Origin of the sequence: Bradyrhizobium centrolobii (assembly GCF_001641635.1) — a bacterium.
In the GTDB taxonomy this organism is placed as follows: domain Bacteria; phylum Pseudomonadota; class Alphaproteobacteria; order Rhizobiales; family Xanthobacteraceae; genus Bradyrhizobium; species Bradyrhizobium centrolobii.
Genome location: NZ_LUUB01000092.1, coordinates 13,222 through 25,452, shown reverse-complemented (window position 1 = coordinate 25,452; position 12,231 = coordinate 13,222). Strand labels below are relative to the sequence as shown.

Here is a 12,231-nt window from a genome sequence, read left to right as displayed (position 1 = left end):
CTTTGGATCAGTGGACGATTTCAAACAGGCCGGCCGCGCCCATGCCGCCGCCGATGCACATGGTCACCACGCCGTATTTCGCCTTGCGCCTCCGGCCCTCGATCAGGAGGTGCCCCGTGAGCCGCGAACCGGTCATGCCGTAGGGATGACCGATCGCGATCGAACCGCCATTGACGTTGAGCTTGTCCGGATCGATGCCGAGCTTGTCGCGGCAATAGATCACCTGCACCGCATAGGCCTCGTTGAGCTCCCAGAGATCGATGTCGTCGATCTTCAGATTGTGGCGCTTCAGAAGCCGCGGGATCGCAGCGACCGGGCCGACGCCCATCTCGTCCGGCTCGACGCCGGCCGCGACAAAGCCGCGGAAGATGCCGAGCGGCGTCAGGCCCTTCTTGGCCGCGATCTTGTCGCTCATGATCACGCAGGCCGAGGCGCCGTCCGAGAGCTGGCTGGCATTGCCGGCGCTGATCGTCTTGCCCTCGAACACCGGCTTGATCTTGGCGAGACCGTCGGCGGTCGTATCGGGGCGCGGGCCTTCGTCCTTGGCCAGCGTCACCTGCTGATAGCTGATCTCCTTGGTATCCTTGTCGAGCACGGCCATCTTGGTCGTGATCGGCACGATCTCGTCGTTGAACCGGCCGCCCTGCAGGGCGGCGCCGACGCGGCGCTGGCATTCGAGGCTGTATTCGTCCTGCTTGTCCCGGCCGATCTTGTAGCGCTCGGCAACGACCTCCGCGGTCTCCAGCATCGACATGTACATTTCCGGCTTCATCGCCATCAGCTCTTCGTCGACGGCGTGGAACTTGTTCATGTGATCGTTCTGCACCAGGCTAATCGACTCGATGCCGCCGCCGATCGCGATCTCGACGCCGTCGAGCATCACCGAGCGCGCCGCAACCGCGATCGCCTGCAGGCCCGAGGCGCATTGGCGATCAATTGTGGTGCCGGCAACCGTGACGGGGAGACCGGCACGGATCGCGCCCTTGCGGGCAACGTTCATTACCATGGTGCCCTGCTGCATGGCACAGCCCATCACCACGTCCTCGACCTCGCCGGGCGCGATACCGGCGCGTTTCACGGCCTCGGCCATCACATGGCCCGCGAGGGTCGGTCCATCGGTGTTGTTGAGAGCGCCGCGATAGGCCTTGCCGACGCCGGTGCGCGCGGTGGAAATGATGACTGCATCAGTTGTCATGCTTGCCTCTCTGCTTAAGCCGCTGTGTCGAGCCGCGCGTAGCGCAGCAAGTGATAGGCGGGATCGCCGAACTGGATGTTGATGGAGGAAATGCGCTTGAAGTAGTGACCGATGTTGAGCTCGTCTGTCATGCCCATGCCGCCATGCAGCTGCACGGCCTGGTCGGCGACGAACTTGCCGGCATAACCGATCTTCGATTTTGCGCCTGACGCCAGCCGCGAGACGCCGGCCTCGCCCGCGCTAATGCTGAGATTGAGATGCTGCATCAGAGAGAGCGCCTCCTGATGCGCAATGAACATGTCGACCATCCGGTGCTGCAGCACCTGAAACGAGCCGATCGTGGTTCCGAACTGCTTTCGCGTCTTTGAATAGTCCAGCGTGGCCGAGTTCAGCTCCCCGATCGCGCCCACGGCTTCGGCACAGAGTGCGCCGATTGCCCGATCGCGGCAGGCTTCCAGCGCGGCGACGCCCTCGCCTTCCCTGCCAAGCAGCTGACCGCGTGCATTGTTCAAACTGACCTCAGCGGCGCGGCGCCCGTCGATGGTCTTGAAGCTTTGCAGATGCAGATTGGCCGCACGGCGATCGACCACGAACAGGCTGACGCCACCGCGATCATCGCGGGAACTTGAGATCCGGGCTGAGACTATGAGATAGTCCGCCCAGGGGGCCGCGATCACAGCTGCTTTCTCGCCACTCAGAACATAGTCGCCGCCGTCACGGCGCGCGGTGGTCGTCACCGCCGCCAGATCGAAGCGCGAGCCCTTTTCGGCCCAGGCCAGCGCCCAGATCTTCGTGCCCGCGATGATGTCGGGGATAAAGCCCCTCTTCTGCGCGTCGGATCCCGCCTGCGCGATCAAGCCGCCGGCAAGCACGACCGTTTCCATGAACGGCTCGACCACGAGGTGGCGGCCGAACTCCTGCATAATGATCATAGTCGACAGCGGCCCGCCGCCGAGACCGCCGACGTCCTCGGAGAATGGCGCAGCGAGCAGGCCGAACTCGGCAAAGGCTCCCCATTGCTTGCGGCTTAAGCCGTCCTCGCTCGCGACGATCTTGCGGCGCGCGTCGAAGTCATACTGGTTGCGCAGCAGCCGCTGGACGCTGGATCGCAACAATTCCTGCTCTTCCGTGAACTGGATATCCATCCGATCCTCTTCTGGCGCTGTTGCTAGAGACCGAGAACTGCTTTGGCGATGATGTTGCGCTGGATCTCGTTCGATCCGCCGTAGATCGAGAGCTTGCGCGAATTGAGATATTTCTCCGACGCCGTGTGGCCGTAGTCGGGGCCTGGCATGAAGTGGTTGGCGCTGACCGGATGCTCGCGGATCGCAAGTCCGTAATTGCCCGTGGCGCGGTGCGTGAGTTCGGTGATGTTCTGGAAGATCTCGGTGCCGCGGATCTTGAACAGTGATGCCGCCGGTCCCGGATCGATGCCGCGGGCCATCTGGGCCACGACACGAAGCTCGGTCGCTTCCAGCGCCAGCACGTCGAGCTCGACGCGCGCGATGTCCCTGACGAATTCGAGATGGGCCGGATCGTCTTCGGGGATCTCCGCCTTCACGATCTTCTTCAGCCGCTCGATGTAGCGCGTGGAACGGCCGATGCCGGCCATGCTGGTGCGCTCATTGCCGAGCAGGAATTTGGCGTAGGTCCAGCCCTTGTTCTCCTCACCGATCAGGTTCTCGACGGGGACGCGGACGTTTTCCAGGAAGACGTCGTTGACCTCATGGGAGCCGTCGATGGTGATGATTGGACGCACAGTGACGCCCGGCGACTTCATGTCGATCAGCACGAACGAGATGCCGGACTGTGGTTTGGCGGTCGGATCGGTCCGCACCAGACAAAATATCCAGTCGGCATGCTGCGCCAGCGTGGTCCAGGTCTTGTGGCCGTTGACGATGTAATGATCGCCGTCGCGCACCGCCTTGGTGCGGACGGTGGCGAGGTCGGAGCCGGAGCCCGGCTCCGAATAACCCTGGCACCACCAGTCCTCGCCGGAGAGGATTCGCGGCAGAAACTTCTTCTTCTGCGCTTCGTTGCCGAACGTATAGATGACCGGGCCGACCATGGTGACGCTGAACGCCAACGGCGGCAGCGTGCCGGCGCGGGTCGTCTCCTGTTCGAAGATGAAACGCCGGGTGATCGACCAGCCGGGTCCGCCATATTCCTTCGGCCACAGCGGCGCGATCCAGCCCTTCTTGTGCAGGATGCGATGCCAGAGCAGCATCTGCTCCTTCGAGAGATCGGTCTCGGGATTTGGAACGCGCATCTCCGCCGGATAATTCCCGGCGATGAAGGCGCGCACTTCGTCGCGGAAGGCCGCATCCTCCGGTGACAACGCGAGTTCCATCGGACCTGCTCCTACCACTTCTCGCCAAACGGGCGGATTTCCAGCTCGAAAGTCCAGGCGCTCTTCGGTTGCTGATAGAGCTGCCAGTAGGACGCCGCGACCGACGACGGCGGCATCAGGAGATCGGGATTGTCGAGCGCATTGGGACCGAGCGCCTCGACGCGGCGCTGCCGCACCCATTCGGTATCAACACCGGAGTCGATGATGAGATGCGCGACGTGGATGTTCTTCGGTCCCAACTCGCGCGCCATCGCCTGCGCCACTGCGCGCAGGCCGAACTTGGCGCTGGCGAAGGCGGCATAGCCGCTGCCGCCGCGCAGGGATGCCGTGGCGCCGGTGAAGAAGATGTTGCCGCCGCCGCGTAGCAGCATCAGCCGCGCCGCTTCGCGTCCGGCCAGGAAGCCGGAATAGCAGGCCATTTCCCAGACCTTCCGGAACACGCGCTCGGTGGTCTCCAGGATCGGGAAGTTGACGTTGGCGCCGATGTTGAAGATGCAGACCTCGAGCGGCGCATGCTTGTCGGCGTCATTGAGGAAGGAGATGATCTCTTCTTCCTTGCGCGCATCGAGCGAGCGCGCGTGGATCTCGCCGCCAGCGGCCTCGACCTCCTTGACCAGCGGCGCGAGCTTGTCGCCATTACGGCGGCCGGCGAAGATCGTAAAGCCTTCGGAGGCAAATTTCTTGGCGATCTCGCCGCCGATGTAGTCGCCGGCACCAATGACAGCTACTGTCGCACTTCTCTTCTGCATGGCTTTCTCCGGCCTCTTGTTTGACTGAACTCTTCCCGAATGCGGCGCCGACTGGATGCTCACCCTTGGCCGCGCAGCGACTCCGCCAGCTTGTGCTTCAGGATCTTGCCCGTCGAAGTCGCCGGAAGCGCATCCAGCAGGATGATTTCCGAGGGACGCTTGTAGGAGGTGAGCTGCGGCGCGACATGAGCCATCAGATCCTGCGCGGTGGCCTTCGAGCCCTTGATCAGCTGCACAAAGGCTACGACCTCTTCATTGCCCTCCACTGGCCGCCCGACGACGGCGCACTGCACCACCGCATCGTGCGTACTCAGCACTGCCTCTATCTCGGCCGGATAGACGTTAAATCCGGAGCGGATGATCATCTCCTTGGTCCGGCCGACGATGTAGAGGCAGTCGCCCTCGAAGCGAGCGAGATCACCGGTGTTAAACCAACCGTCGGCATCGATCGCCTTCGCCGTCAGGTCAGGGGCGCGGTAGTAGCCGCGCATTACATTCGGGCCACGAACATGGAGCTCGCCGACCTCACCGTTGGCCACGGTCTTGCCGTTCCGAGCGACGAGCTTTGCCTCAAGGCCCGGGAGTACCGTTCCTACTGCGTGGTCGGCCCTCGGGCTATCGGGCCGGACCCCGGAAATGCCCGGCGAGCACTCGGTGATGCCATAGCCGTTGAGGAGTGGCAGGCCAAGTTCCTGCTCGACGCGAGATTTGAGCTCCAGATCGAGCGGCGCTCCCGCCACGGCGATCAGGCGAAGCGCACCGCGATCGAACTTCGGCAGGCCTGCATTGCGCCGGTATTCGAGCAGACGCTGGTACGTCGCGGGCACGCCGTTGAGGATGGTAATGCCCTCGTCCGCCATCGCCTTCACGAGGGCGGCCGGATCATACTTTGCGACCAGGCGCACCGTGCCGCCGAACATCAAAGTCATGGTGAGGAGCGAAATGCCGACGATGTGCGAGATCGGCAGCACGCAATATTGCACATCGGCCGATGTCATCTTCCGCCAGCCCGCGGTGCCCCTGGCGCTGAACAGGAGATTGCGGTGAGTCAGCATCACGCCCTTGGGCGTGCCCGTGGTCCCCGACGTGTAGATGAGAACCGCAACTTGGTGCGAGCCATCGAACTCGACCGGCTCTGCCGAAGTCTCCTCGTTCAGCGCGGTCACGCCGATGCCGTGGAGCGGGCCGACATCCTGCACGGGCGCGCCATATCGCGTGGCGTGGTCGACTGCCTCCTGCGACACATCGGCGGTAAAGAAGGCCCGACGAGCGCCACTGTGATCCCTGATCTGGTCAATCTCGCGTGGCGACAGCCTCGGATTGACGACGATCGCCCAGGCATCGAGCCGGCTTGCTGCGAGCAGCAGACAGGCGAGCGGAATGCAGTTTTCGCTGACGATCATCATGCGGTCGCCGGCGCGGATTCCAAGCGCCTGCAGCGCCCTGACGACGCTGCCCGCGCTCCGATCCAGCTCGCGATACGTCAAGCTTGTCTTGTCATCGATCAGAGCAAGCCGATCCGGCGTCGCGTCGACGTACCGGTCGATCACCTCGTGGATCCGGTTTGGCAAGCCTTCCAGATGTTCTGCCGCCGTCTGCGTCGAAGCCACCACTGAAACCTCCCTGCAACGGCCCTTCGGGCCCTATTCTTTCTTGCGCGCGGTTCGGATCAGGCGGTCTTGCGCCGTTCCGTGGCCAGTTGCGCCACGATCTCGTCCTCCACCTCGCGCAGCTTGTCCTTTCCAAAGAAAATCTCGCTCCCGACGTAAAAGGTCGGCGATCCAAACGAGCCGCGGGCCACCGCGTCGCTGGTGTTCTCGATCAGCTTCTTCTTGACGTCGTCCTGCTGAGCGCGCGCGATAATGCGGTCGATATCGAGTCCAGAGGACAGGAACGCCTCGCGGAACACCTGCGGATCGTCCATCTTCTTGGGCTCGACCCACATGTGGTGATAGGCGGCGCGGAAATAGGGTTCGAACATTCCCTCGAACTGCGCCGCGACAACGCCGCGCATCAGCATCAGCGTGTTCACCGGGAAGAACGGGTTCGACTTGAATTTCGTGATGTTGTGGCGCCGCAGAAAGCGCTCGGTCTCCAGCGCATTGTATTCAGGCTTGTTCTTGATGCCGTGGAGGGACTCGGCTGGCGACATATTGCCGGTCGCCTTGTAGACGCCGCCGAGCAACACGGGAACGTAGTCGAACTTCACGCCAGTCCTGCGCTCGATCTCCGGCAGCACCAGTTCGGCGAGATAGGCGTTCGGACTACCAAAATCGAAATGGAACTCGACTTTCAGCGGAGCGGCCATGGCATTCGCCTCCCTTTCGATGTGCGGCGATCACGTGTCACCTGCATTTGATGTGCTTCGTTGATACAGTTCTATTTTAGAACGGTCAATCTGAATTCTGGTAATTGGCGCTGGAATCCGAGCAACTCATTGAAACGTGATCAGTTCTGATTTAGAATTGGTTGGACTTCTCCGCTTGCAGACCATTGGAGACATTGATGAAATGGGACGCGCTCGAGGACGAACCGTGTTCGCTCGCCCGCACTGTGGCAGTGATCGGTGACCGCTGGAGCCTGCTCATCCTGCGCGAATGCTTTCTGCGCATCCGCAGGTTCGATGTATTCCAGGCGTCGCTGGGAATTACCCGGCATCTTCTCGCCGACAGGCTGAAGAAGCTGGTGCGCTTTGGCGTGCTTCGCCGGATTCCTTACCAGGAGTCGCCAAAGCGTTACGAATACATCCTGACGCAGAAGGGCCTCGACCTCTATCCGATCATCATGTCGATCGTGCACTGGGGCAACATCCACATGGTCGACTCGCGCGGAAGGCCGATGCTGCATGAGCACAAGAACTGCGGAAGGATGTTCGATCCCGTGATGGTCTGCTCGGAATGCGGTGAGCCGCTGACGGCCAAAGCCGTTCATGTGCATCCCGGCCCCGGCGCGCGACGATCGTCGCCGGTACATGCGAAGGCGCAAACGCCCTCCAGGAGAACCGTTCGGTCTGGTTAGGCCCGTGCAGCGAATTCAATCACATCGTGGACAAGCGTAGCGGGGAAGCGTCTCGCCCCCCGACCCTATTGTTCTCGTGCTTTGGCAATCAGCCGCCGGCCGATCGGTAGACTTAATCTGCACAACAAACATCCTCCGAAGCCGCTCATTGCGCGAACGGCTTGAGCAAGGCCCGGCAAAAAGGAAGGAGCACCTCTCGATGAGCGAGGAGAGACGCTCTATTGCGGCAACAGCCGCTGATGCAGCTTGTCGGAACGTCTTAAGGATCAGCTATAAGGCTTGATCTTGCTTTGGTGGGCGCACCAGGGCTCGAAGTTACGGCAGATTGTCCCGCAGAAAAATGTCGATGCGGATGCGCTCCTGGTCGGGGCTGATCGACTCACCCGAACAATGCGCGAGCAGGACTCGCGCTGCAGATCGCGCCTCGTGGCCGGGATCCTGGTTGATGATCGCATCGAGCGTGCCGCGGACCAGGAAACGCCGCGTGTACTGGGTCAGCTCATGGGTGATCCAGACCACCTCGCGCGCGCGGCCCGAGGCCTCAAGAGCATCGGCGATGCCACGGTTTCCGGCACCGCAGCAGTATATGCCGCGGAGATCGGCATGGCGCGCGAGCAGCGCGGCAGTGAGCTCCCGCGTGCGCTCGCTGTCGTCGCGGCCCTCGATGACCGGTAGCGCGAGCAGGTTCGGATACTCGCTGGACAGGATCTGGTGGAAGCCGAACTGCCGCTCGATGTGATCGCGCAGCGACAACGATCCCGCGATCACGGCGACCGTCCCCTCGCGGCCGGCGAGGAAACGTCCCATCAGCGTTGCCGCAGTCCGCCCCGCGGCTGGGTTGTCGATACCAACATAGCGCAGGCGGCGCGAGCTCGGCGCGTCCGACACCAGGGTCACCACAGCGACCCCGCGCGTGGCGAGTTCGTCGATCGCGGCGCGCACCCTGGGATGGTCGAGCGCGATGACGGCGACACCCTGATAGGCCGGCGACAGGTTCTCCAGCGCACCGGCGAGCACGTCCGGATCGAACACGTCGACATGGAGGATCTCGATAAAGCCGCGCTGGCCGGCGAGCCAGTCCGCGGTGCGCTGCACCTGCTCGGTCAGGTTGGTCATGAAACTGTTGCTGCCGGTTGGCAGCACGAAGGCGAAGCGAAAACTCTGCCCACGTGCGAGCCGTGCGGCCGCGACGTCGGCGCGGTAGCCAAGCTTGGCGACGGCGGCTTCCACGCGTGCAACGGTTTTGGCGCGCACGCCCTCGCGCCGGTTGACGACGCGGTCGACGGTGGCGAGCGAAACGCCCGCCGCACGCGCAACGTCCTCGAGCGTGGCGCGGACCGCCGGCTGCGTCGCACCAGCTGTCATTCGCGCGCCGCCCACAGCATGCCGCGGGTCATCAACGTTCGGATCTCCGGTACGTCGAGCTCGTAGGCGCGATGGCCGAGCGAGGAATAGAACACCCTGCCCGCGCCGTATCGCTTCTTCCAGACCACCGGCATCACCACGCCCTCGATCCAGGATGCGTGCTCGCCGGTGAAGGTCGTCGTCGCCAACACCTCGTTGGCGGGGTCGACATGCATATAGTACTGCTCGGAACGATGCTCAAAACTCTTCAGACCCTGAATGATGGGATCATCCGGCTTCGTCAAGTCGACCTTGTAGTCGATGATGTTGCCGGGATGCGCGACCCACTGCCCGCCGCACAGGAACTGGTAGTCGACGGAATCGCGAAACGCATCGCACATGCCGCCATGATGGCCGGCGAGCCCAACGCCGCTACGCACCGCCGCGCAGAGATTGAGCGCTTCCGCCTTCTCGATCTTCGACATGGTGTAGATCGGGATGATCAGCGACAGATCGTGGATCGCGGGATCGGCGAACGCCGCGGTCGTGGTCTCGATCCGCACCTCGAAGCCTTCCGCCCTCAGCCAGCCGCGGATCATCGAGGCACAGAGATCGGGATCATGTCCCGGCCAACCGCCCCATACAATCATTGCCTTGCGCATGTTTCTGTCCTCAGCCGATCTGTCCGGTTTCGCATCCGGCCGGCAGCATCGCCGGCCGCTCGACGCGGTTCTCGATCTTGACGCGCCGCCCTTCGTCGGCGGAGGTCTGGAACGCCTCCATCACCTCCAGCACATGGAAAGCGAGCGCGCCGCTGGCGCGATGCGGCCGGTTGTTCAGAATCGCGGAGGCCATGTCGGCGACGCCGATGGAACGGAACTCGCCGTCAACATGACCGTGAGTCAACGGCACCGCCTCCCATTCGCCGCCGGTCTTTGCCACCTGCACCTCGCCGCCGAACCGGTTCGGGTCCGGCACCAACATGCTGCCCTTGTCGCCGTAGATCTCGATCGGCGCGTGCCGGTGCTTCGGCACGTCGAAGCTCATGGCGATCGAGACCACCGCCCCGCTCTCGAATTCGAGCGTGCCCGCGACATGGGTCGAAACCTCGACCGGGATCAGCGTGCCGTTCATCGGCTGGCTGGTGACCAGGCGCTCTGATTTCGGGCGCGCGGTCGAGCCCATAACGCTCGCGACCGGGCCGAGCAGCTGCACAAGATCGGTGATGTAGTACGGACCCATGTCAAGCATCGGTCCGCCGCCGCGCAAGTAGTAGAATCCTGGCGCCGGATGCCAGCGCTCATGGCCGGGACAGCCGAAGAAGGCGCTGCCCGCCACAGGCGTGCCGATCGCGCCGTCGTCGATCAGCTTGCGTGCGGTCTGGTGCCCGCCGCCAAGGAACGTGTCGGGCGCGCAGCCGACGCGCAGGTTCTTCTGCGCGGCGAGATCCATCACCTTGCGGGCCTCTGCGACGTTGATGCCGAGCGGCTTCTCGCAATGGACGTGCTTGCCGGCGTTCAGCACCGCGAGGCTGACGTCGGTGTGGGCGAGCGGCACCGTGAGATTGATGACGATCTCGACGTCATCGCGCTTGAGCAGTCGATCGACCCGCATCGCCGGCAGCCCGAAGGCAGCGCCCTGCCGCTCTGCGACATCGCTGCGCATATCGGCGAGCACCTTGATCTCCATGACCGGGAAGCGCTGGGCCGCCTTCAGGTAAGCGGTGCTGATATTGCCGCAGCCAATGATTCCGATGCCGACTTTTCTCATTGTGATCTCCGTGAGGTACCGTTCATCCCTTGACCGCGCCTGCGGTGAGGCCGGCGACGATGTGCTTCTGCGCCAGAAGGAAGAGAATGATCGTCGGCAGGATGGTCAGCGTGATGAAGGCCAGGATCAGGTGCCACTCGGACGAATACTCGCCTTGATAAACCATGATGCCGAGCGGCCAGGGATAAAGCGCATCGGTGTTGAGCATCACCAGCGGCAACAGGTAGGCGTTCCAGCTGTTGACGAAGGTGATGGTACCAACGGTCGCGAGGATCGGCCGCGACAACGGCAGCGTCACGTAGCGGAAGAATTTGATGTAGCTGCAGCCATCGACCAGCGCAGCCTCGAGCAGTTCGTACGGAATGTCCTTGAAGAAGCGCCGCAGCAGCAGCACGCTCATCGCGAGGCTGAAGGCCACCTGCGGCAGCGCAACGCCCAAATAGGTATCGAGCAGCCCGAGATCGCGCACCTTGATGAACAGCGGCAGCACCGCGGTCGCCGCCGGAAACAGCAGGCCGAGCGTCAGGTAGCTCAGCAACATCGAGCTGCCGTAGAACTTGATATGGGCGAAGGTGAACGCCGCCATCGAGGCGACGATCAGGGTCAATGTCACCGTGAGCGTCGAGATGATCAGCGAGTTGCGCAGGAGCTGCCAGTAGCGCGCGGAGAACAGGATGTCGGCATAATTCTGCCATTCCCAGTGACGCGGCAGGCCGAACGGATTGACGCGCAATTCGCCGAGCGATTTGAAGCCCCCGAGCAAGGTCGCGAGCAGCGGCACCAGCACGAAGATCGCTACCACGGCAAGGAACGACGCCTTGAACAATACGGCGGGATCGAACGGCGTGCGGGTGGTCTCGGCGTTACTCATCGCGCATGAACCATCGCTTGTACGTGAAGGCAAAGGTCACACATATCGCGAACAGAATGACACCGATGGCACTGCCATAGCCGACCCGCATGCGGGAGATGCCGTTGTTGTAGAGGAAGCTCACCATCGTGTTCGAGGAATCCGCAGGTCCCCCGCGCGTCAGCGGCATGACGAGGTCGAACAGCTGCAGCGAGCCGACGATGGCGAAGAACACGGAGAGCCGTATCGTCGGATAGAGCAAGGGGATGACGACGTGGCGCAGGGTTTGCGACCGCGTCGCGCCATCGATGCGCGCGGCCTCGATGAGGCTCTTGTCGAGGCCCTGGAGCGCCGCGATGAACAGCATCATGTGGAAGCCAAAGTACTTCCAGACGATCACGATCAGCACGGCCAGCATCGCCGTGTCGGTCGAGGCCAGTAGATGCGGCGGCTCGGCGCCGAAGGTGCGCCAGATCGAGGCGACGAGACCGTAGTCGCCGTCATAGACGAAGCTGAAGATCAGCCCGGTCGCGATCTCGGCCAGGATATAGGGCATGAAGAACAGCATGCGCAGCGCCACCGCGCCGCGGAAGCGCTCCGCCAGCATCAAGGCCAGCGTCAGCGCAAGCGGCAGCTGGATCGCGAGCGAGACCGCGATGATCAGACCGTTGTTGCGCAGCGCAAGCCAGAAGGCGCGCGTCTCCAATACAAAGCGGTAATTGTCGAAGCCAATCCAGTTGGCCGGCCTGCCGAACCCGTTCCAGTTGAAGGCCGAGTACCAGGCGGCCTCACCGATCGGCAGCACCACGAACAGCGTGAACAGCAGCAACGCCGGCGGCAAGAACAGGATCAGGACCGTGAAGCGGCCATCCCAGCTCGGGCCGCGAACCGCGAGCGGCGAGAACGATGTCTCCGCAACGCCCATCGCCGGCGAGCTTGCGATCCGCGGTTCCAC

The 12,231-nt window shown here is 63.1% G+C and carries 12 protein-coding genes; 1 reads left to right on the top strand and 11 read right to left on the bottom strand.

All coding sequences use genetic code 11. The features are described 5' to 3' along the window. Positions 1–7 precede the first annotated feature (7 nt). The 6 genes from AYJ54_RS33475 to AYJ54_RS33450 are packed head-to-tail and all read right to left on the bottom strand — an operon-like array spanning position 8 to position 6,602. Positions 8–1,195: an acetyl-CoA C-acyltransferase gene (locus tag AYJ54_RS33475; protein WP_063705880.1), complete on the bottom strand. Its 1,188-nt coding sequence runs from the start codon at positions 1,193–1,195 to the stop codon at positions 8–10. 14 nt (positions 1,196–1,209) lie between these two features. Beyond that, positions 1,210–2,340 (bottom strand): acyl-CoA dehydrogenase family protein, encoded by a 1,131-nt coding sequence (locus tag AYJ54_RS33470; protein WP_063705878.1) that lies wholly within the window; start codon positions 2,338–2,340, stop codon positions 1,210–1,212. Positions 2,341–2,363: 23 nt separating this feature from the next. After that, entirely contained in the window at positions 2,364–3,545 is a 1,182-nt protein-coding gene (locus AYJ54_RS33465) for an acyl-CoA dehydrogenase family protein (protein ID WP_063705877.1), read from the bottom strand. Between the two features lie 11 nt (positions 3,546–3,556). Further along, positions 3,557–4,294, bottom strand: a complete 738-nt coding sequence (locus tag AYJ54_RS33460) for an SDR family oxidoreductase (protein ID WP_063705875.1) — start codon at positions 4,292–4,294, stop codon at positions 3,557–3,559. Positions 4,295–4,353: 59 nt separating this feature from the next. Further along, positions 4,354–5,904, bottom strand: a complete 1,551-nt coding sequence (locus tag AYJ54_RS33455) for a class I adenylate-forming enzyme family protein (RefSeq protein ID WP_063705873.1) — start codon at positions 5,902–5,904, stop codon at positions 4,354–4,356. Between the two features lie 59 nt (positions 5,905–5,963). Further along, complete coding sequence (locus AYJ54_RS33450) at positions 5,964–6,602, bottom strand: 2-hydroxychromene-2-carboxylate isomerase (protein WP_063705871.1); 639 nt, start codon at positions 6,600–6,602, stop codon at positions 5,964–5,966. A gap of 197 nt (positions 6,603–6,799) precedes the next feature. Between AYJ54_RS33450 and AYJ54_RS33445 the strand changes: the two genes are divergently transcribed. Further along, positions 6,800–7,312 (top strand): winged helix-turn-helix transcriptional regulator, encoded by a 513-nt coding sequence (locus tag AYJ54_RS33445; protein WP_063705870.1) that lies wholly within the window; start codon positions 6,800–6,802, stop codon positions 7,310–7,312. 315 nt (positions 7,313–7,627) lie between these two features. Here the strand turns inward: AYJ54_RS33445 and AYJ54_RS33440 are convergent, their stop codons facing one another. Genes AYJ54_RS33440 through AYJ54_RS33420 form a run of 5 tightly spaced genes read right to left on the bottom strand, consistent with a single transcriptional unit; the run spans position 7,628 to position 12,231 of the window. After that, a complete protein-coding gene (locus tag AYJ54_RS33440) occupies positions 7,628–8,677 on the bottom strand; it encodes a LacI family DNA-binding transcriptional regulator (RefSeq protein ID WP_063706106.1) in 1,050 nt (349 codons plus the stop codon). Continuing rightward, positions 8,674–9,318: a ThuA domain-containing protein gene (locus AYJ54_RS33435; protein ID WP_063705868.1), complete on the bottom strand. Its 645-nt coding sequence runs from the start codon at positions 9,316–9,318 to the stop codon at positions 8,674–8,676. The genes AYJ54_RS33440 and AYJ54_RS33435 overlap by 4 nt, the downstream gene beginning before the upstream one ends. A gap of 10 nt (positions 9,319–9,328) precedes the next feature. Continuing rightward, a complete protein-coding gene (locus AYJ54_RS33430; RefSeq protein ID WP_063705866.1) occupies positions 9,329–10,426 on the bottom strand; it encodes a Gfo/Idh/MocA family protein in 1,098 nt (365 codons plus the stop codon). 22 nt (positions 10,427–10,448) lie between these two features. Further along, positions 10,449–11,297, bottom strand: a complete 849-nt coding sequence (locus tag AYJ54_RS33425; RefSeq protein ID WP_063705864.1) for a carbohydrate ABC transporter permease — start codon at positions 11,295–11,297, stop codon at positions 10,449–10,451. Further along, positions 11,290–12,231, bottom strand: a complete 942-nt coding sequence (locus AYJ54_RS33420; protein ID WP_136624112.1) for a carbohydrate ABC transporter permease — start codon at positions 12,229–12,231, stop codon at positions 11,290–11,292. The genes AYJ54_RS33425 and AYJ54_RS33420 overlap by 8 nt, the downstream gene beginning before the upstream one ends.